Consider the following 20,958-nt stretch of genomic DNA (forward strand, 5'->3'; position numbering starts at 1 on the left):
GAGAATGACGTATTACCCCAAGGCCTCAGCCTCCGCCGATGGCACCTCTTCCAGCCGCAACGCCGGCGTGTCCGCTTCCGTGAAGTTCCCGGAAATCGAAGAGCGCATCCTCAAGTACTGGGACCAGGACGGCACCTTCCAGGCCAGCATCGACCAGCGCAGCGCGGACGCCCCCGGCGGCGAACCAGGCAGCAACGAATTCGTGTTCTACGACGGCCCGCCGTTCGCCAACGGCCTGCCGCACTACGGCCACCTGCTCACCGGGTACGCCAAGGACCTCGTGGGCCGCTACCAGACCCAGCGCGGCAAGCGCGTGGAGCGCCGCTTCGGCTGGGATACCCATGGCCTGCCGGCAGAGCTCGAAGCCATGAAGCAGCTGGGCATGACGGACAAAACCCAGATCGAAGCCATGGGCATCGACAAGTTCAACGACGCCTGCCGCGCCTCCGTGATGAAGTACGCCGACGAATGGCGCAGCTATGTCACCCGCCAGGCACGCTGGGTGGACTTCGACAACGACTACAAGACCCTCAACGTCGAGTACATGGAGTCTGTCCTCTGGGCCTTTAAGCAGCTGCACGAAAAGGGATTGACCTACAACGGCTACCGCGTGCTGCCTTACTGCTGGAAGGACGAAACGCCGCTGTCCAACCATGAGCTGCGCATGGACGACGACGTCTACAAGAACCGCCAGGACCAGACCGTCACGGTGACCTTCCCCCTGCTTGCCGGGGAGTCGGAACTGTCCCGGCAGCTCGCCGGTGTCCAGGCCCTCGCCTGGACCACCACCCCCTGGACCCTGCCGACAAACGCCGCGCTCGCCGTCGGACCTTCCATCACTTACGCCGTACTGCCTGCCGGCCCCAACGGCATCAAGGCCGCCTCCGCGGACGCTCCGGTCAACGGCAGCTTCCTGCTGGCCGCCGACCTGCTGGCCAGCTACGCCAAGGACCTCGGATACGAGGACTTCGAGTCAGCGCAGGCCGCGGTCGTCTCCACGCACACCGGTGCCGAGCTCGAAGGCCTCGCCTACCAGCCGCTGTGGCAGGACTTTGCCGACAACGAAAAGTACGGCATGGAGAACGCCTGGCGGATCCTGGTGGCCGACTACGTCACCACCACCGACGGCACCGGCATCGTCCACCAGGCTCCCGCCTACGGTGAAGACGACCAGAAGGTCTGCGAGGAAGCCGGCATCCCGGTGATCCTCTCGGTGGACGAGGGCGCGAAATTCCTCCCGCTGTTCAAGCACGGGGACCTCCACGACATCGTGGGCCTGCAGGTCTTTGAGGCCAACAAGCCCATCACCCAGGTGCTGCGCGCCCAAGGCCGCCTGGTCCGCCAGGCCAGCTACGAGCACAGCTACCCGCACTGCTGGCGCTGCCGCAACCCGCTGATCTACCGCGCAGTGTCCTCCTGGTACGTGGAGGTCACCAAGTTCAAGGACCGGATGTCCGAGCTGAACCAGGAAATCAACTGGATCCCGGGCAACGTCAAGGACGGTCAGTTCGGCAAGTGGCTGGAAAACGCCCGTGACTGGTCCATCAGCCGCAACCGCTACTGGGGCAGCCCCATCCCCGTCTGGCAGTCCAGCGACCCCGAATACCCGCGCACCGATGTGTACGGCTCGCTCGCCGAGATCGAGGCGGACTTCGGCAGGCTGCCGCTGAACAAGGACGGCCAGGTGGACCTGCACCGCCCCTTCATCGACGAACTCACCAGGCCCAACCCGGACGATCCGCGCACCCCGGAAGAGGGCCAGTCCGTGATGCGCCGCGTGGAGGACGTCCTGGATGTCTGGTTCGATTCGGGTTCCATGCCGTACGGCCAGGTGCACTACCCGTTCCAGAATGAGGCCTGGTTCGATACCCACAACCCGGCCGACTTCATCGTGGAGTACATCGGCCAGACCCGCGGCTGGTTCTACATGCTGCATATCCTCTCCACGGCGCTGTTCGACCGCCCGGCGTTCCGCAACGTCATCAGCCACGGCATTGTGCTGGGCTCGGACGGGCAGAAGATGTCCAAGAGCCTGCGGAACTACCCGGACGTCTCCGAGGTCCTGGACCGCGACGGCTCGGACGCCATGCGCTGGTTCCTGATGTCCAGCCCCATCCTCCGCGGCGGCAACCTGGTGGTCACCGAACAGGGAATCCGCGACGGCGTCCGCCAGGTCATCCTGCCGCTGTGGAACGTGTACAGCTTCTTCACGCTTTACACCAATGCCGCCAACGGCGGTTCAGGCTATGACGCCAAGCTGCGGTACGACGGCTATGCCGACACGCTGGATCAGTACCTGCTGGCCAACACCGGTGAACTGGTGCGGAACATGACGGAGCAGCTGGATACCTACGACATCTCCGGCGCCTGCGACGAACTGCGCAGCTACCTGGACATGCTCACCAACTGGTACGTCCGCCGGAGCCGCCAGCGCTTCTTCGACGAGGACCAGGACGCCTTCGATGCATTGTTCACCGCGCTGGAAACGGTCACCCGCGTGGCGGCTTCGCTCCTGCCGCTGGTCTCCGAGGAAATCTGGCGCGGGCTCACCGGAGGCCGCTCGGTGCACCTGGCCGACTGGCCGGACGCCAACCTGTTCCCGGCCAACCCTTCCCTGGTGGAGGCGATGGACAAGGTCCAGCAGATCTGCTCCACCGGTTCCTCGCTCCGGAAGGCAGCAAACCTGCGCGTACGCCTCCCGCTGCAGGAACTGACCGTGGTGGCACCCGGCGCGGATGCGCTGGCTGGCTTCGCCGCCGTCGTCGCGGACGAGCTCAACCTCCGCAGCGTCCGCCTGCTGGACGCCGCCACGGCCTCGCCGGAGGAGTTCGGGATCCAGCAGAAGCTCGTGGTCAACGCGCGCGCAGCAGGTCCGCGGCTGGGCAAGAACGTCCAGGCCGCCATCAAGGGCGCCAAGTCCGGCGACTGGTCGGTTTCCGATGCCGGCGTTGTCACGGCCGGGGGCCTGGAACTGGAACCGCAGGAATACACGCTGGAAACCGTAGTGGCAGAGAACGACGGCGGCAGCGCGGCTGTGTCTTCTGCTGTAGCCGTCCTCCCCGGCGGCGGATTCGTCGTCCTCAACACCGAGGTGACCCCGGAGCTGGAGGCCGAAGGCCTGGCCCGGGACATGGTCCGCTCCATCCAGCAGGCACGCAAGGACGCCGGACTCAACGTCAGCGACCGGATCCGGACCTCCGTGACTGCCCGGCAGAACGTCGTCGACGCCCTGCTGGCCAACGCGGAACTGGTAAAGGGCGAGACCCTGACCGTGCACCTGGTGGCAGAACCCGCGGACACCGCCGAACCGGTTGTCGCCGTCGAAAAAGTAGAGGCCTGATCCATGAGTGACGAATTTTCCGTAGAGAGCGTCTACGCCGAACTGCTGGGCCGGGCGCCGGAAAACAAGATGGAGCCGCGGCTTGCCCCGCTGTTCCGGGCCATGGATGTGCTGGGCGAGCCCAACAAGGCATACCCGATCATCCACGTGACCGGGACCAACGGGAAGACCTCCACGGCCCGCATGATCGAATCGGTGTTGCGGGCCCACGGATTGAGCACCGGGCGGTACACCAGCCCGCACCTGTCCAAGGTCACCGAACGGATCAGCATCGACGGCCACCCGGTTTCGGATGAGACCTTCGTCCGGATCTGGGATGAGATCCGCCCCTATCTGCAGATTGTGGACTCGGAACTGGAGGCGGAGGGGCAGCCCCGGCTGACGTACTTCGAATGCCTCACCATCCTGGGCTTCGCCATCTTCGCCGACCAGCCCGTCAACGTGGCGGTCATCGAAGTGGGGCTCGGTGGCATCACCGATGCCACCAACGTGGGGGACGGACAGGTTTCGGTGGTCACGCCCATCTCGCTGGACCATACGGACCTGCTGGGCGACACTACCGAAGACATTGCCCACGAAAAGGCCGGGATCATCAAGCCCGGCGGCTACCTCATCAGCGCCGCCCAGCCCCTGGACGCGGCGCAGGTCCTCCTCGAAAAAGCCAAAGACGTGGGCGTTCCGTTCAAGTTTGAGGGCGTGGAGTTCGGCGTCGAATCCCGGACCGTGGCCGTGGGCGGCCAGATGGTCTCCATCCAGGGCATCGCGGGCCGCTACCCGGACCTGCTCGTGCCGCTGCACGGAGCCCACCAGGCACAGAACGCCGCCGTCGCCGTGGCAGCCCTGGAAGCCTTCTTCGGCGGGAAGGAACTCGGCTTCGACGTGCTGCAGGAAGGATTCGCTGCAGCCACCTCCCCGGGCCGGCTCGAAGTGGTCCGCACGGCACCCACCATCGTGGTGGACGCCGCCCACAACCCGGACGGCATCAAAGCATCCGCCGCAGCCCTGCAGGAGGCCTTCACTTTCACCCGGCTGGTTCCGGTGGTGGGGGTCCTGCGGGAAAAGGACGCGGAGGAAGTACTCCGCCAGCTCAAGGAATCCCTGGGCGGCCTGGCGGAGGAATACTGCTTCACCCAGTCGAACTCGCCGCGGGCCGTCCCGGCGGCCGAACTGGCCGAGCTGGCCATAGACCTTGGCTTTGGCGAGGACAACGTCCACATCGCCGAGAAGCTCGACGACGCCCTCGAGTGGGCCGTGGAACGCGCCGAAGCCAACGACGACCTTTCCGGGGCCGTCCTGGTGACCGGTTCCATCACCCTGGTGGCCGAAGCCCGGATCCTGCTCGGAAAGACGGAGGCGTAGGCGTGGCCAGACTGACCAAGGCCCAGCGCGAGTGGCGGCCGGGCATGCCCAAGAAGCGGCGCTCCACCAAGGTGATGTTCGCCTCCACCGTGCTGCTGCTGGAAGCGTTCGTGATGTTTTTCGCCACCCTGGCGGTGTTCGGGCTGCGCCGGGCGGAATTCCCGCCGGCACTGATCCTGGGGGTGGGCATCGGCCTGAGCGTGGTGATGATCGTGGCCTGCGCCTTCCTCACCAAGCCCTGGGGCGTTGGACTGGGCTGGATCTTGCAGCTCGTCCTGCTCCTCACCGGCATTTTCGAGCCGGCCATGTTCCTGGTGGGAGCTCTGTTCGCCCTTGCCTGGTGGTATGGAATCCGCACGGGTATCCGGCTGGACCGGGAAGCCGGCCAGCGGGCGCGCGAACAGGCCGCATGGGAGGCAGCCCATCCGGACCAGGCCGCCGGGCCCGACCAGCAGCCCCAGTCCACATAGCGCCAGTCCCCGTAGACTTGTCCCCGAAACCCATACCAACGCATTGGAGCAGTTGTGACTACTGAGCGCACCCTCGTCCTGATCAAGCCCGACGGCGTCGCCCGCAACCTTACGGGCGCCATCCTGGCCCGGATCGAAGCCAAGGGCTACACCCTGGCTGAGCTGAAGAAGGTGGACGCCACCCGCGACCTGCTCGAACAGCACTACGAGGAGCACGTGGGCAAGCCTTTCTACGAGCCCCTGGTGGACTTTATGCTCAGCGGCCCTGTTGTGGCGGCCATCTTCGAAGGCCACCGCGTCATCGAGGGCTTCCGTTCCCTGGCCGGCACCACGGACCCCACCACCGCCGCCCCGGGCACCATCCGCGGCGACTTCGGCCGTGACTGGGGCCTGAAGGTCCAGCAGAACCTGGTGCACGGCTCGGATTCCACCGACTCCGCCGAGCGCGAGATCAAGATCTGGTTCCAGGGCTGACCCCGCCCAACTGACAGATAAGGCCAATGTTCTTCGCGAACATTGGCCTTATCTGTCAGTTGGGCGCGGCGGTTTAGAACCCGGACGTCCCCGCGAACACCTGGATGAACGCGAAGAAGATCGTGGCAATCACAGCCACGTAGAGCAGCGCGGTGATGATCCAGCCCGAGTCGCCGATGATGCGGGCTGCGTTCGCGGGCACCGGGATCACGCCGGAGGCGATGTTGCGGACCGTGGTCCAGACGAACAATGGAATCATGACGGCCCACACGATCATGCAGAACGGGCAAAGGACGTGGATGTCATAAAGGGCCTGGGACCACAGCCACACCACGAACGCGAAGCCAAGGGTGACACCTGCCTGGAGCCCCAGCCAGTACCAACGGGCGAACGCTGCCCCGGCGAGCAGCGCCATGCCCACCGTAATGACGACGGCGAAGGCCACGATCCCGATGAACATGTTCGGGAAGCCGAACACCGAGCTCTGCCACGTCTGCATCACCTGCCCGCACGAGATCCACGGGTTCACATCGCACACCGTGGTGTGGTTCGGGTCCTTAAGGACCTCGAGCTTTTCCAGGACCAGGGTCCCGGAGGCGAGCCAGCCGATGACCCCGGTAATCACCAGCAGCCAGCCGAAGGGCCGGTTCCGGGTCATGGGTGGAACCGCTCCTGCTGTCCGTGCGGCCGGGTCCCTGTCCTGGTTCAGGCTCCGTTCCGGGGCAGGGGAACCGCTGACGGGGGAGATGCTGGGCATGGGTATGGCGTCCTTTTCATCCGGTGCTCCTTGCCCTGATTGTAACGCCGCAGGCTGGACGGAACGTCCAGACGCCGGGCGCGGGCCAACGGCATATGCCCGGCTTCCGCGGCGATTTACCCCGGGTATGAGAGAATGAACGTGGCTGGAAGCCGAACCACATTCGGACTCCGGTCCGGTGGCTTGTTCCCAAGACCGCCAATGATGAGCAGGGCAGGCGTCGGTTCAACCGGCGCGCTCCCGCGACTCCATTGGACGGCACCTGGTTGTGGCATGTAGAACAACGGGTTTTTAGAACATCCCGCCGGCCTCCACGGGCTGCCGCACCCCACTGCCGGTGCGAACCTGGGGGTATCCACTTGACTTCTGTCAACGCCTGCGGGTTTTGACAATATGTGCCCCAATGGGTGCCGGATGTGGCGGTACGTCAGGGGCAGGAGTGTTGCCACATATGGATAATGAACAAGTTTCAGCCGTTAACGAAGACGCACCGGCCACGGAGGCCGTAGCCGCAGAGGCCGACGCCGCACCGAAGAAGGCCACCAGGACCCGGCGGAAAGCGGCTCCCAAGGCCGATGAAGCCCTGATTCCTTCCCCCGATGCCGGGGAAGCGGCCGCTCCCGAGGCCAAGGCTCCCGTCCGGCGTTCGCGTTCCCGCAAGAAGGACGACGTCGCTGAGCCGCTTCCTGCCTTTGCCGGGGAAGCAGCCCCTGGGACCGCCCAGCTCCCGGCCGATGCCCCGGCCGCGGAGGCTGCTGCCGGAGCTCCCGCACTTCCGGAATCTGCGGAGGAAGCAGCCCCGGAAACCGCAGTGGACGTTGAGCCCGAAGCAAAGCCGGTCCGGCGCCGCCGCGTGGCCACCCGTAAGACCTCTGCACCGGTTGCCGCGGAGGCGGCCCCCGCCGCAGCAACCGAATCCGCTGTTACAGAACCGGTGGCTGCAGCACCTGCACCGGCTGAAACTGCTGCCACGCCGACGGTTGCCGTCCCCTCTGATGAGACCGGCAAGCCCGAAGTGGAAGAAGCACCTGCGGAAGAGCCCACAGATGAGACTCCCGCCGCGCAGGCGCCTGTGCAGGCGCCGGCAGATGCTTCCACCGAAACAGCCGCTAAGGAGCCGGCACCCGCCGCTCCCGCGAGCCCCTTCGGCTCCCTGTTCCTGGAACCCGCTTCCCCCACCTCTGTGCTGTTCCAGGCCCCGGACCTGAGCACCGTGGTGCGGCCGGCACCTGCCGCCGCCACGGAAGCAGGCGAGGACGAAGCTGACGACAGCGATACCGATGATGCAAACGGCCGCCGCAGGCGCCGGGGCCGAGGGCGCCGCAACCGCGGCCGCCCGGGCGAGGGTGAAGACGCTGAGCTTGAAGGCAGCGAAGAGGCCGACGCCGATGCCTCCGACGACGCCGACGAGGAGGCTGCAGGGCAGGTGGAGGACGGAGTCACGTCCCGCCGTCGTCGCCGCCGCCGCCGCGGTGACCAGGACCTCGAGCTGACGGGCGGCGGGGAAGATGACCCGCCCAACACCGTCACCCGCGTCCGTGCGCCGCGCGCCGTCACCGAAGCGCCGGTCAGCAACCGGGTCACCAGTGTCAAGGGTTCCACCCGCCTGGAGGCGAAGAAGCAGCGCCGCCGCGAGTCCCGCGATACCGGCCGCCGCCGCACCGTCATCACCGAAGCCGAGTTCCTGGCCCGCCGCGAATCCGTGGACCGGCAAATGATCGTCCGGCAGCGCGACGACAGAATCCAGATCGCCGTCCTTGAAGACGGCGTCCTGGCCGAGCACTTTGTGTCCAAGACACAGCAGGACTCCCTGATCGGCAACGTCTACCTGGGCAAGGTCCAGAACGTGCTGCCGTCCATGGAAGCTGCGTTCGTGGACATCGGACGCGGCCGCAACGCGGTCCTGTACGCCGGCGAGGTCAACTGGGAAGCCGTTAGTCTCGAGGGCAAGCAGCGCCGCATCGAAAACGCCCTGAAGTCAGGCGATACGGTCCTGGTCCAGGTGACCAAGGACCCCGTGGGCCACAAGGGCGCCCGCCTGACCAGCCAGATCTCGCTGCCAGGCCGCTACCTGGTGTACGTGCCCGGCGGTTCCATGACCGGCATCTCCCGCAAGCTGCCCGACGTCGAGCGCAACCGCCTCAAGCGGATCCTGAAGGACCGCCTTCCCGAGCACGCCGGCGTGATTGTGCGCACCGCTGCGGAGGGCGCGTCCGAGGAAGAGCTGACGCACGACATCAACCGGCTGCGCGCCCAGTGGGAGGGCATCGAGAGCCAGTCGAAGTCCACCAAGATCCTTGCCCCGGAGCTGCTCTACGGCGAACCGGACCTCACCATCAAGGTGGTCCGCGACGTCTTCAACGAAGACTTCTCCAAACTGATCGTCTCCGGCGAGGAAGCCTGGGACACCATCGAGGCCTACGTCACGTACGTGGCTCCGGACCTGGTGGGCCGCCTGGAGAAGTGGACCAAGGACCAGGACATCTTCGCCGCGTGGCGCATCGACGAGCAGATCCACAAGGCGCTGGAGCGGAAGGTCTTCCTGCCCTCCGGCGGTTCGCTGGTGATCGACCGCACCGAAGCCATGACCGTGGTGGACGTCAACACCGGCAAGTTCACCGGCAGCGGCGGCAACCTCGAAGAGACGGTGACCAAAAACAACCTCGAGGCCGCGGAGGAAGTGGTCCGCCAGCTCCGGCTGCGCGATATCGGCGGCATCATCGTCATCGACTTCATTGACATGGTCCTCGAATCCAACCGCGACCTTGTGCTGCGCCGCCTGGTGGAATGCCTGGGACGCGACCGCACCAAGCACCAGGTGGCCGAGGTCACCTCGCTGGGCCTGGTCCAGATGACGCGCAAGCGGATGGGCACCGGCCTGCTCGAAGTGTTCGGCGAACAGTGTGAAGCGTGCGCAGGCCGCGGCGTGGTCACCCACGACGACCCCGTGGAGCACCGCCGCGCCAACATCGTGGCCGCCGAGCACCACGTCCAGCGTGCTGACAGCCGCCCCGAAGCGCGCAATGAAGGCCACCGCCCTGACAGCCTGCGCCCGGACAACAACCAGCCCGGTGCCCGCCCCGACCGGAAGCGGCGCCGGGGCCGCGGCGGCCAGCAGCCCGAAGCAGCGCCTGCTGCTGCCGTGCAGATCCACACCGTGCACCCCGACCCCTCGGACGCCGAACGGCACGCCAAGGCGGAAGCCACCAGGCTGGCACTGGCCAACATCGCCGCCGCTGCGCACGCAGCGCACCTGCATGACGACGAGGTGGCGGCAGCCAAGCAGGCGGCCGGGGAGCAGCCCGCTCCCGCACCGGCTGCTGAAAAGCGCGACGCCGATACCCGTCCGGCTGCCGTGCTGACCTTCGGCGGCGAGAAGGTGGTACTGCCGTTTGTGGAGCACGCGGAGGAGCAGCAGCCCCGGCCGGCACTGACCCTGGACCGGCTCGCCGAAGCGTTCGCCCACCTTGGCCAGCCGGCCACGGAACCGGAAGCCCAGCCGGACACTGAAGCGCGGCAGGAGCAGGCTGAACCTGAGCAGGCGCACGAGCAGAACCCGCGGGCTGAACAGGCGGCGCCGGCGCAGCAGTCCCAGCCCGCTCCCCAGCGCGCTGAGGCACCGGAGAAGGACTACAGCGACCACACGCTCGAGCAGACGCGGCAGCGCCGGCCCCGGCGCCACCGCAGCGCCAGCCGCGCCCAGGGTGCTGCAAACGAAACCACCGTGGAGCAGCACGAGAACGTTGCTCCGGCCGGCACGGGCCACTCCCATGAGGCGAAGGCCCCCCAGCCGGCTGGCACCGGAAGCGCGGGCGCCGAAAAGCCGGCAGCCAAGGCGGCCGAAGCGCCCATCATCCTGGGCGTAGGGGTCCCGGCCTCGGAGCTCTAGGGAGCAAGCAGCGCTGACAATCAGCAGGCAATGCCCGGCCAGCCACACCAGTGGCCGGCCGGGCATTGCCATACCTTCTGCCGAACAGTTCAAGGCTCAGGAAGACAGTTCAGGCGGGTCGCAATGTGTCACCTTGGGCCTGCACCGGCCAAAAAAGCTAGGCTGGGGAACCGACACGGGGTGCCGCGCAGAGAGCCGGCTGAGATCCACACCCGTTGAACCTGTCCGGCTAGCACCGGCGAAGGGATGTCTCTTGTCTGCGACTCTTGCAATACCCGCTGCCACCCCAACTTCCGTCTCCGCAGCCTTCTTCCCAGCACCCACGGCACCTGGCCGCCCTGTGCCACGGGTGCTGTCCATTGCCGGTTCTGATCCGTCCGGGGGAGCCGGCATCCAGGCCGACCTCAAAAGCATTGCGGCATTGGGCGGCTACGGAATGGCCGCCATCACGGCCCTTACCGCCCAGAACACCCATGGCGTCCGGTCCGTTCACGTTCCGCCGGCCGATTTCCTGGCTGCGCAGCTGGATGCCGTCAGCGACGACATCGGCATCGATGCCGTCAAGATCGGAATGCTCGGCAGTGCCGAGGTGATCGAAGCGGTGGGGGACTGGCTGCGCAAGGTCCTGCCCGCCGTCGTGGTCCTGGACCCGGTGATGGTGGCAACGAGCGGGGACCGGCTCCTGCAGGAGTCCGCCGAAGCCGCGCTGCGCGGACTCCTGCCGCTGGCCCACCTCATCACCCCCAACCTCATTGAACTCGCCATGCTGGTGGGCGGCGACGTGCAGGAGGACTGGGCGGGAGCCCTGGAACAGGGACGCGCCCTCTCCGCGGCTACCGGGGCCACCGTGCTGGTCAAGGGTGGCCACCTGGACGGCAGCGAGTGCCCGGATGCCCTGGTCAACACCGCGGGCCTGCTGTCCAGTGACATTGTGGTGCTGCCCGGAGAGCGGGTGGCAACCCGGAACAGCCACGGGACCGGCTGTTCGCTGTCCTCCGCGATGGCTACTGCCCAGGCGCGGCTGGGGGACTGGGAAGCGTCACTCCGTGAGGTCAAGCCGTGGCTGGCAGGCGCGCTGGAAGCGTCGGGAACGTTGGAGGTGGGAACCGGCAACGGCCCGGTGCACCACTTCCACCACCTGCCGCCGATTCCCTCCGAAGGCAGCTTCGCCGCCCGGCTCTGGAGTGAGGCCCAGCCGGACCTGGAGGATATCTATGCCCTGGACTTCATCCGCGGCCTGGTCTCCGGCAGCCTTCAGGAGCAGGAGTTCGCGTACTACCTTGCGCAGGACGCCATCTATCTCAACGGCTACTCCCGCGTGTTGGCACGGGCCAGCGCCTTGGCGCCCTCAGAGGCAGAACAGCTCTTCTGGGCCGGGTCTGCCAGCCAGTGCCTGGAGGTCGAGTCGGAGCTGCATCGCTCCTGGCTGATCACCCGCGCAGTCCGGCCTGAACTTGGCCCGGTGACGAAGTCTTACGTTGACCACCTGGCCGCGGCTTCGGCGTCGGGCAGTTATGCAGTGCTGGCCGCAGCGGTCCTGCCCTGCTTCTGGCTGTACGCAGAGGTTGGTGCATCCCTGCACGCCCGGTTCCTCGCCGCCGGCGAACCTGTTGGGCACCCTTACGCTGCCTGGCTGCGCACCTACGCTGATGAGGGCTTCGCCGCCGCCACCCGCCAGGCCATTGCCATTGTGGATGAGGCGGGACGCAACGCCTCGGCGGCTGACAGGGACGCGATGATTGCGGCGTTCAAGCAGTCGTGCCGGCTGGAAGTGGACTTCTTTGACGCGCCGCGCTTGCACGCGTGAACAACCGCCGGCGTGCGGGCCGGTACTATGGTGGGGCAGGGTGCGGACGCCGGACCTGGACTGTGGTACCTATCACAGCAACCCGCCGGGAACCAGCCTCATTTGCGGCCGAAGACAAAATTAGCGTAATCTAGATCTTCGGTGCTTACGCCAACACTTGGGTTACGACCCCACGGCGTTGAGGCACAGCGAGAAACCAGGCTTTTGATAGTCGGTTCCGCACGCAAATTTAGTTATAAACGTCGAGAGAAGTGAGTTCCCAAGTGGTGTACGCGATTGTCCGCGCAGGCGGCCGCCAAGAGAAGGTTTCCGTTGGAGACTTCGTTACCCTGAACCGCGTCGCCGGTGGGGCTGGCAGCACCATTCAGCTGCCCGCGCTGCTCCTGGTTGATGGTGACAAGATCACCACTGCCGCTGCTGACCTGGCCAAGGTAACTGTTACAGCTGAGATCCTGAACGACCTCCGTGGTCCGAAGATTGTGATCCAGAAGTTCAAGAACAAGACCGGTTACAAGAAGCGCCAGGGTCACCGCCAGGAACTGACCAAGGTCAAGATCACTGGTATCCAGTAACCTTCGTTACTGTTCAGGTTTTTCAGCAGATCCCCAGAATTTAGAGGCAGGCATTTCAAATGGCACATAAAAAGGGCGCGAGCTCCACTCGCAACGGTCGTGATTCCAACGCTCAGTACCTCGGCGTAAAGCGCTTCGGCGGCCAGGTTGTTTCCGCCGGCGAGATCATCGTCCGCCAGCGCGGCACCCACTTCCACCCGGGCGCCGGCGTAGGCCGTGGCGGCGACGACACCCTGTTCGCCCTGACCCCGGGCGCCGTTGAATTCGGCACCCGCCGCGGTCGTCGCGTCGTCAACATCGTTGCTGCTGCAGCTGCAGAGTAACAACCAGTTCTGAAGCGGTGGAGCGGGCCTGAGGGTCCGCTCCACTGTTCTTTTAACCGCATTACAATCTTCTTGGCGCCCCGCGGCGTCCAGGAAACAGCACTGAGGAGATCCACGTGGCCAGCTTTGTAGACCGGGTAGTACTGCACGTATCCGGCGGTAACGGCGGCAACGGGTGTGTCTCGGTGCACCGTGAGAAGTTCAAGCCGCTGGGCGGTCCCGACGGCGGTGACGGCGGCAACGGCGGCGACGTCATCCTGCGCGTGGACCACCAGACCACCACACTCCTCGACTACCACCACGCACCGCACCGGCATGCCAGCAACGGCGGACCGGGCATGGGCGACTGGCGCGGCGGGAAGAACGGCGAGACGCTCATCCTCCCCGTCCCGGACGGCACCGTGGTCAAGTCCAAGGACGGCACCGTCCTGGCCGACCTCGTGGGCGAAGGCGCCGAGTTCGTGGCGGCAGCAGGCGGCATCGGCGGCCTGGGCAACGCTGCCCTCTCCTCGCAGAAGCGCCGGGCGCCCGGATTCGCGCTGCTTGGCATCGAAGGTGATTCCAGGGACGTTGTCCTCGAGCTGAAGTCCATCGCCGACATCGCGCTGGTGGGCTTCCCGTCCGCCGGCAAATCCAGCCTGATCGCTGCCATGTCCGCCGCCCGGCCCAAGATCGCGGACTACCCCTTCACCACGCTCGTCCCTAACCTGGGTGTTGTGCAGGCCGGTGAAGTGCGTTTCACCATTGCCGACGTCCCGGGCCTGATCGAAGGCGCCAGCGAGGGCAGGGGACTGGGACACCACTTCCTGCGCCACGTGGAGCGCTGCGCGGCACTCGTCCACGTCCTGGACTGCGGCACCCTCGAATCGGACCGCGACCCCCTCTCCGACCTGGCCATCATTGAGGCCGAACTGGAAAAGTACGCCGTGGACATGAGCTACGCCGGGCAGGACGGGGAGGTTGTTCCGCTCAACCACCGTCCCCGCCTGGTGGCACTGAACAAGGTGGACCTGCCGGACGGCAAGGACATGGCCGACTTCGTGCGCCCCGAACTCGAATCCCGCGGCTACCAGGTGTTTGAGGTATCGGCCACCAGCCACGAGGGCCTCCGCCAGCTCGGCTTCGCCATGGCCGGCATCGTTAAGGCCGCACGCGATGCTGTGGCTGCTGCTCCGCCCAAGGTACAGCCCGCCGTGCTTCGGCCGCGCGCTGTCAACGAATCCGGGTTCAAGATCCGCCGCGAGGAAAAAGGTCTCGAGCCGCTGTTCCGCGTCATGGGTGAGAAGCCCGTGCGCTGGGTCAAGCAGACCGACTTCACCAACGAGGAAGCCATCGGCTACCTTGCGGACCGCCTCGCCAAGCTCGGTGTGGAGACCGAACTGTTCAAGCAGGGCGCCAAGCCGGGCGACACGGTGGTCATCGGCGAGGACGATGGCGTCGTCTTCGACTGGGAGCCCACCATGATGGCAGGCGCAGAGCTCCTGGCATCGCCGCGCGGCACGGACGTCCGCTTTGCGGACATCGGCGACCGGCCCACCCGCAGCCAGAAGCGCGACGAGCAGCAGGAGCGCAAGGACGCCAAGGCAGCCGCCCGCGCCGAGCTGGAAGCGGAGCGCAAGGCCGGCATCTGGACCGAGTCCGTCAGCAGCCGCCGGGTTGCCAAGCCCCTCAAGGAGAGTGGACTGGACGCGGACGATGAGTTCTAGGGCGGCAGCCGCGGATCCGCTCACCCGGTCCGTGGACAGGAGCGTGCTCGCGAACGCGGGCAGGATCGTGGTCAAGGTGGGTTCATCCTCCCTGACCAGCATCAAGGGCGGCATCTCCGAGGAGGCGCTGACGGCCCTCGCTGATGCATTGGCCGCCAAGCGCAACACCGGCACGGAGATCATCCTGGTCTCTTCCGGTGCCATCGCCGCCGGCCTGGCTCCGCTGGGCCTTGCCAAGCGCCCGCGCGACCTCGCCACCCAGCAGGCTGCGGCCAGCGTGGGCCAAGGGCTGCTGATGGCCCGCTACACCCAGGCCTTCGGCGCGCACGGCGTGACCGTCAGCCAGGTGCTGCTCACGGCCGAGGACCTGATGCGCCGCAGCCAGCACACCAACGCCTTCCGCGCCCTGGACCGCCTGCTTAACCTCGGCGTGGTCCCGGTGGTCAACGAGAACGACACCGTGGCCACCCATGAAATCCGTTTCGGCGACAACGACCGCCTGGCCGCCCTGGTGGCGCACCTGGTCCGGGCGGACGCACTGGTGCTGCTGTCCGACGTCGACTCCCTGTATGACGGACCGCCGTCGCTCGGTGCCAAAAGGATCCCCCTCGTTGAAGGCCCCCACGATCTCGAGGGTGTGTCCATCGGCAAAACCGGCAAAGCCGGCGTGGGCACCGGCGGCATGCAGACCAAGGTGGAGGCAGCCACCATGGCCGCCGGCTCCGGCATCCATGCACTGGTCACCTCAACGCCCAACGCGGCCGCCGCCCTGAACGGCGAGGACGTAGGCACCTGGTTCACCGTCAACGGCGCCCGCAAGCCCGTCCGCTTGCTCTGGCTTGCCCACGTGGCGTCGGTGCAGGGCCGCCTTATCCTGGACGACGGCGCGGTGAAGGCCGTGCGGCATCACCGCACCTCACTGCTGCCGGCCGGCATCTCCGCCGTGCACGGAGACTTTGAGGCGGGCGACGCCGTCGAGATCGCCAGTGCCGACGGCACCGTGGTGGCGCGGGGGCTCGTTAATTACTCGTCCGCTGAATTGCCCCAGATGCTGGGCCGTTCCACCCGTGACCTTGGCGAGGCCCTCGGCAGCGGCTACGACCGTGAAGTTGTTCACGTAGATGACCTGGTGCTGGTCTGAGCCCCTGGCTCGCCTAAACTTGGAACATGACTGAGGCCCTGATCCACACCACTGCTGAAAACTCCGGAGACACCGCTGCCGCTTCCACCATGCAGCCGGCTGACTCATCCGCAGTAAAGGTCCCGGCCGAGGCTCCGGTTTCCGGCAGTGTTGATGTTGAAGCAGCGGTCCACGCCATCGCGGACCGTTCCCGTCTTGCCGCCCGGCGCATGGCCGCGGCAAACCGTGCTTGGAAGGACCGCGCCCTTCTTGCGGTGGGGGCTGCACTGCAGGAAAACAGCGGGGCCATCCTCGCCGCCAACAGCAAGGACGTCGCGGCAGGCAAGGCCAACGGCACCTCCGCAGCCATGCTGGACCGGCTCACGCTGACCGATGCCCGGATCGCCGGGCTGGTCGCTGCCTTGGAAAACCTGGCCAATCTCCCTGACCCCGTAGGCAACGTGGTCCGCGGCCAGACCCTTCCCAACGGGCTGCGCCTGCGGCAGGTCAACGTCCCTATGGGCGTGGTGGCCGCCATCTACGAGGCCCGGCCGAACGTCACAGTGGACATCGCAGGACTCGCCCTCAAGAGCGGCAACGCCGTGATCCTGCGCGGCGGCAGCGCAGCCCAGGCAACGAATGAAGTCCTGGTCCGCGTACTGCGTGAGGCCCTGGAATCCGTGGGCCTGCCTGCCGATGCCGTGCAGACCGTTGACCAGTACGGGCGCGACGGAGCCAACATCCTCATGCGCGCCCGCGGCAGGGTGGACGTGCTGATTCCCCGTGGCGGCCGTGACCTCATCCAGACTGTTGTCACCAATTCCGCCGTCCCGGTCATCGAGACGGGGGAGGGGAACGTGCATATCTTCATTGATGAATCCGCCAGCGAGGACATGGCAGTGGAGATCCTCCTGAACGCCAAGACCCAGCGTCCCAGCGTGTGCAACACGGTGGAGACCCTCCTGGTCCACTCGGGCTCCACGGTGCTGCCCGCCGTCGCCACAGCCCTGAGCAAAGCAGGCGTGCGGCTGCACGCTGACGAACGCATCCGTGCCGCCCTACCCGCTGCAATCGAGTCCGAACCGGCCACCGACGAGGACTGGGCCACGGAGTACATGGACCTCGATCTTGCCGTTGCCATGGTGGACAGCCTGGATGAGGCCGTGCAGCACATCCGGACCTGGACCACGGGGCACACCGAGGCGATCCTCACCAACAACCTGGCCAATGCCGAGCGTTTCATCGCCGAGGTGGACTCTGCGGCGGTCATCGTCAACGCCTCCACCCGGTTCACCGACGGCGGGGAGCTGGGCCTGGGTGCCGAGGTGGGCATCTCCACGCAGAAGTTGCATGCCCGCGGTCCCATGGGCCTGACCGAGCTCACCACCACCAAGTGGATCGTGCAGGGCGAGGGCCAGGTCCGCGGGTAGCTACGCGGTAACATAGACCAGAAGTCAGAATCGGCGGAGCTTTCCGCTGCCACAATCCTTTGAGCATTAGGGGAGAACATGCTGTTCCAGCAAATTGCCGCCACCGTCGCCGAGGGCGGAGAACATGAAGAGCTCGCGCCGTTGTGGGCTGAGCCGTGGGTCTTCGGCGTCAGCATTTTCGGCATCCTCGTGGTCATGATGTTCATCACCCTCTCGTACACCAACCTGGGCAACCGCCACTCCGCGACGGAGGAGCACGCGGACCCGCACCGCCAGCACCCGAACAAGCACGATCACGGGCAGGGCCACTAACATTTCCCGCGCTCTGCACCGTAACGGTGCCAACGGCAGGCTGCGGTTGGGCGTGATGGGCGGGACATTTGATCCCATCCATCACGGCCACCTTGTGGCGGCCAGTGAAGTTGCTGCCGAGTTCGACCTGGACGAGGTGGTTTTTGTCCCCACCGGGCAGCCGTGGCAAAAGTCCCACAAACAGGTCAGTGAACCGGAACACCGTTACCTCATGACAGTGATCGCCACGGCCTCCAACCCGCGGTTTACTGTCAGCAGAGTGGATGTTGACCGGCCCGGTCCGACGTACACCATCGACACCCTGCGCGACCTCAGGGCCCAGCGTCCAGAGGCTGACCTGTTCTTCATCACTGGGGCAGACGCCCTCGCGCAGATCCTGTCCTGGAAGGACATCGACGAGCTGTGGTCACTGGCGCATTTTGTCGGCGTCACCAGGCCCGGACACGTCCTGGACGGCATGGGCCGCAAGGACGTCAGCCTGCTGGAGGTGCCCGCCATGGCCATCTCTTCCACGGACTGCCGTTCCCGCGTGGCAGCGAACAACCCTGTGTGGTACCTCGTTCCGGACGGGGTGGTCCAGTACATCGCCAAGTACGGCCTTTACCTTGACGCGCCGGCAGACGTGAATGCCACTTCCGAAGCAAGCGAACCCGCCAGCACTGAATGAGTTCTCAATGAGTCAGGAACAGCCCCCCATCCGCAGCCGCCGGGAACTCCGGAAGGCCAGGGATGCACAACAGGCATCCGTGTCCCCAGGCACGGATCAGGTTTCCCCTGCCACAAAACGGCCGCCGGCCGGCCGCCCGGCCCCTAGTGCTGCCGGTGCCAGCGCTGCAGGTGCCACTGCTTCGGGTGCCACAGCGTCCGGTGCCCCTGCTGCGGATTCCGGCACGCCAAATGCCCCTGCCCCGGGAGTACCTTCCCAGGCTGCTGAGCAGACGCACACCCAGCGTTCCTCCCAGATCCGTGCCCGTGACCGGGCCGCACTGCGGACTATCAAGGAACTGGAAGAAAAAGAGGGCCAGCTGGCCGGTAGCGGCCCGCCCACTCGGCGCCAACTCCGCCTGCAGCAGCTGAAGGAGCAGGCGCTCACCGCTGCCACCCCTATCGTGGCCCCCGCCGGACCCGCCGGACCCGCCGCTCCGGATGCCAACAGGACGGGAAGCCCAGCCCGCCAGGCACCAGCCGATGCCGCCCAAGACCCCAAGGTTGCCACCACTCCGGCTGCGAATGCACAGCCGTCCAGGGCTCCCCAGGGGATGACCGTAGAGCAGGCGCTGGCAGCCAGGGCCCTGCTCGCCGAGCAGGCCAAGAACCAGATCGCCAAGATGGAGCACATTGCCTCCCTTGATCCGGAAGCAGTGGACCCGGAAATCCTGGCGGAGCAGATTGCCTTGGCGGAACGTGCCGCCGTGATCAACCGGCGCGCCATGGCCCGGCAGAAGCTGGCCGAACAGGCGGGCGTTCCGGTGGGCCAAGAGCCCCTGTCCGGCCAGGAACCGGAACTTGCCCCGGAACCGGCATCAGGCAAGAAAGGTGCAGCCGGCCAGAAGCCTGTACCCGGCCGGAAGCCTGTACCGGGTCAGCAGAAGTCCCCGCAGCAGGGGCCGAAAGCACAGCCTGCCGCCGGTCAGCGGCCGGCCCCGTCTGCTGCAAGCAACCTGGCAATGGTCACGCCGCTGGAGTTCGTCCAGGTGCCCGGAGTGGACCGGCCGGTAATGAAGCCGCCGGCAACATCCCATGTTCCGGTCACCACCCGCCCCGGCACCAAGGTTCCTCCGGCGGCTGGCACCAAGAAGCGACGCCCGGCAGGCGGCGGGCGGCCAACTCCTTCCGATAACGGAACCGGCCGGTCGCAGGTTATTGCCCGTGCCGAAGCCGCTGCCAGGGCGGCCGCCCGCCCAAGGCCGGCCATGGCGCCTCCGGCGGCGGCCAACACGGCCGTCGAAGAAGCCTTCGAAGACCTGCCACGCATCCCGGCCCGGTCCGCCCATGGACTCGATCCCCTCGATGCCGCCACGGCAGGCCTCGCCCGCGCAAACCGCAACCGGATCCTCCAGTTCTGCGTCCTGGCGTTCGGGATCCTGGCACTCATCTCCGGCATCGTCCTGATCATCAGCGGCATGTCCCACTGACCGGCCCCGGCCGGCACCCACGCTTTTTAAATCAACAAGGAGTCCCGTGACTGCATCAGAATCATCCATCATCACAGCCCGCGCCGCTGCCAAAGCGGCCGCGGACAAGATTGCCCAGGACATCGTGGCCCTGGACGTGAGCGAACGCCTTGCCCTGGCCGACGTTTTCCTCATTGCTTCAGCGCCCAGCGAGCGGCAGGTCAATGCCATTGTTGACGGCATTGAAGAAGAACTCGCCAAGCAGGATCTGCGTCCAGTACGGCGCGAAGGCCGTTCCGGCGGCCGCTGGGTCCTGCTCGATTACTCGGACATCGTCATCCACGTCCAGCACGAGGAAGACCGGGTCTTCTATGCGCTGGAGCGCCTGTGGAAGGACTGCCCGGTGGTGGACCTGCAGCTTGGCGATGACACCTCCGCGAAGGCCGCCGCTGCCTCTGACGCGGAGTAGCAACCCGGGAACCACGCGGAATATGCCCGATTTGGAATTTTCGGAATTGCTGTTCTAAGATATTTGAGTTGCTTCGGGGAAACCCGGGAGAAAAGCTCGTAGAGCAGCAATAATTCGGGGCTGTGGCGCAGCTGGTAGCGCACCTGCATGGCATGCAGGGGGTCAGGGGTTCGAGTCCCCTCAGCTCCACCAACAATCCGCCGGAATCAATTGATTCCGGCGGATTTTTTGGTTTTCCCCGTTCCGGCCGCAACTTCAAGGCAGCAGGGCGATGCTGGAGACGCCCGGAACAACGCCGATTGGCGCAGCGGGCCAAAGTGCATTAAGCTGATCAGGTTGCTCCGGCGGGACACCGCAAAGCAACAAAGTCCGGGGCTGTGGCGCAGCTGGTAGCGCACCTGCATGGCATGCAGGGGGTCAGGGGTTCGAGTCCCCTCAGCTCCACCGGTAAAAGGAACCACCCTCGCGGGTGGTTCCTTTTTCGTTAACCCGAGAAGTCGCGTCCCTCAGGCCCGGGTTAGCGGCCAAAATGTGTGTACGGCTTGGGCGTGTCATCTGCGTCGTCCGCCCCATCCTTGTTGGATTCCGTTTCCTTCCTCGGCGCTGAAGGCTGTGTCATAGAGGGCTGGACCGATGGGTTCATCGACGCGACTGGGGTTCTTTCTTTGAGGTTGCCAGTGGCGGGGCTGTACCAGTTTCCAGGGGTCTTGAAGATGCTCGGTGCGCAGGTAGAGGTACCAGTCGACGGCGCGGGCGGCGTGGTCCGGGGTGAGCCCGCGGTGGGTGCGGAGCAGGTCTTTGAGTCCGGCGTTGATC

16 protein-coding genes, 2 tRNA genes, 1 pseudogene and 1 riboswitch are annotated in these 20,958 nt (G+C 66.2%); of the genes and pseudogenes, 17 read left to right on the top strand and 2 right to left on the bottom strand.

What is annotated here, in order from left to right; translation table 11 throughout:
• Positions 1-4 precede the first annotated feature (4 nt).
• From ileS to ndk, 4 genes are read left to right on the top strand one after another with little or no spacing between them, the layout of a single operon-like run.
• Positions 5-3,340 (top strand): isoleucine--tRNA ligase, encoded by a 3,336-nt coding sequence (gene ileS, locus BMX78_RS18965; RefSeq protein ID WP_091422854.1) that lies wholly within the window; start codon positions 5-7, stop codon positions 3,338-3,340.
• A 3-nt stretch (positions 3,341-3,343) separates the two neighbouring features.
• Entirely contained in the window at positions 3,344-4,699 is a 1,356-nt protein-coding gene (locus BMX78_RS18970; protein ID WP_091422857.1) for a bifunctional folylpolyglutamate synthase/dihydrofolate synthase, read from the top strand.
• A 2-nt stretch (positions 4,700-4,701) separates the two neighbouring features.
• Positions 4,702-5,169: a DUF4233 domain-containing protein gene (locus BMX78_RS18975; RefSeq protein WP_091422862.1), complete on the top strand. Its 468-nt coding sequence runs from the start codon at positions 4,702-4,704 to the stop codon at positions 5,167-5,169.
• A 54-nt stretch (positions 5,170-5,223) separates the two neighbouring features.
• A complete protein-coding gene (gene ndk / locus BMX78_RS18980; RefSeq protein WP_091422865.1) occupies positions 5,224-5,643 on the top strand; it encodes a nucleoside-diphosphate kinase in 420 nt (139 codons plus the stop codon).
• A gap of 73 nt (positions 5,644-5,716) precedes the next feature.
• Here the strand turns inward: ndk and BMX78_RS18985 are convergent, their stop codons facing one another.
• The gene (locus BMX78_RS18985; protein WP_091422869.1) at positions 5,717-6,400 is read right to left on the bottom strand and encodes a vitamin K epoxide reductase family protein; all 684 of its coding nucleotides are present in this window, start codon (positions 6,398-6,400) and stop codon (positions 5,717-5,719) included.
• A 451-nt stretch (positions 6,401-6,851) separates the two neighbouring features.
• Between BMX78_RS18985 and BMX78_RS18990 the strand changes: the two genes are divergently transcribed.
• From BMX78_RS18990 to BMX78_RS19050, 13 genes are all read left to right on the top strand, one after another.
• A complete protein-coding gene (locus BMX78_RS18990) occupies positions 6,852-10,289 on the top strand; it encodes an Rne/Rng family ribonuclease (protein ID WP_091422873.1) in 3,438 nt (1,145 codons plus the stop codon).
• A 166-nt stretch (positions 10,290-10,455) separates the two neighbouring features.
• A riboswitch (TPP riboswitch) is annotated at positions 10,456-10,553 on the top strand.
• Complete coding sequence (thiD, locus tag BMX78_RS18995) at positions 10,543-12,096, top strand: bifunctional hydroxymethylpyrimidine kinase/phosphomethylpyrimidine kinase (protein ID WP_502686311.1); 1,554 nt, start codon at positions 10,543-10,545, stop codon at positions 12,094-12,096. (Overlaps the previous riboswitch by 11 nt.)
• Positions 12,097-12,359: 263 nt before the next feature.
• Entirely contained in the window at positions 12,360-12,668 is a 309-nt protein-coding gene (gene rplU, locus BMX78_RS19000) for a 50S ribosomal protein L21 (protein WP_091422877.1), read from the top strand.
• 59 nt (positions 12,669-12,727) lie between these two features.
• The gene (gene rpmA, locus BMX78_RS19005; protein ID WP_009372867.1) at positions 12,728-12,991 is read left to right on the top strand and encodes a 50S ribosomal protein L27; all 264 of its coding nucleotides are present in this window, start codon (positions 12,728-12,730) and stop codon (positions 12,989-12,991) included.
• A 116-nt stretch (positions 12,992-13,107) separates the two neighbouring features.
• Positions 13,108-14,697: a GTPase ObgE gene (gene obgE / locus BMX78_RS19010; RefSeq protein ID WP_091422879.1), complete on the top strand. Its 1,590-nt coding sequence runs from the start codon at positions 13,108-13,110 to the stop codon at positions 14,695-14,697.
• The gene (proB, locus tag BMX78_RS19015; protein ID WP_091422881.1) at positions 14,687-15,838 is read left to right on the top strand and encodes a glutamate 5-kinase; all 1,152 of its coding nucleotides are present in this window, start codon (positions 14,687-14,689) and stop codon (positions 15,836-15,838) included. The genes obgE and proB overlap by 11 nt, the downstream gene beginning before the upstream one ends.
• Positions 15,839-15,864: 26 nt before the next feature.
• The gene (locus BMX78_RS19020; protein ID WP_091422884.1) at positions 15,865-17,247 is read left to right on the top strand and encodes a glutamate-5-semialdehyde dehydrogenase; all 1,383 of its coding nucleotides are present in this window, start codon (positions 15,865-15,867) and stop codon (positions 17,245-17,247) included.
• Positions 17,248-17,325: 78 nt separating this feature from the next.
• A complete protein-coding gene (locus BMX78_RS19025; protein WP_091422887.1) occupies positions 17,326-17,559 on the top strand; it encodes a hypothetical protein in 234 nt (77 codons plus the stop codon).
• A 40-nt stretch (positions 17,560-17,599) separates the two neighbouring features.
• Positions 17,600-18,226, top strand: a complete 627-nt coding sequence (gene nadD / locus BMX78_RS19030) for a nicotinate-nucleotide adenylyltransferase (protein WP_255470920.1) — start codon at positions 17,600-17,602, stop codon at positions 18,224-18,226.
• Between the two features lie 7 nt (positions 18,227-18,233).
• Complete coding sequence (locus BMX78_RS19035) at positions 18,234-19,694, top strand: hypothetical protein (RefSeq protein WP_091422889.1); 1,461 nt, start codon at positions 18,234-18,236, stop codon at positions 19,692-19,694.
• Positions 19,695-19,740: 46 nt separating this feature from the next.
• Positions 19,741-20,142 carry a ribosome silencing factor gene (gene rsfS, locus BMX78_RS19040; protein ID WP_050054813.1) on the top strand — a complete coding sequence of 134 codons (402 nt, stop codon included), beginning with the start codon at positions 19,741-19,743 and terminating at the stop codon, positions 20,140-20,142.
• Positions 20,143-20,258: 116 nt separating this feature from the next.
• Positions 20,259-20,334 (top strand) — tRNA-Ala (locus BMX78_RS19045).
• 179 nt (positions 20,335-20,513) lie between these two features.
• Positions 20,514-20,586, top strand: a tRNA-Ala gene (locus BMX78_RS19050).
• Between the two features lie 107 nt (positions 20,587-20,693).
• Here BMX78_RS19050 and BMX78_RS23280 read toward each other — a convergent pair.
• A pseudogene (locus BMX78_RS23280) lies at positions 20,694-20,958 on the bottom strand (IS256 family transposase); the annotation flags it as partial.

It is taken from the genome of Arthrobacter sp. OV608 (assembly GCA_900110595.1).
Taxonomy (GTDB): Bacteria; Actinomycetota; Actinomycetes; order Actinomycetales; family Micrococcaceae; genus Arthrobacter.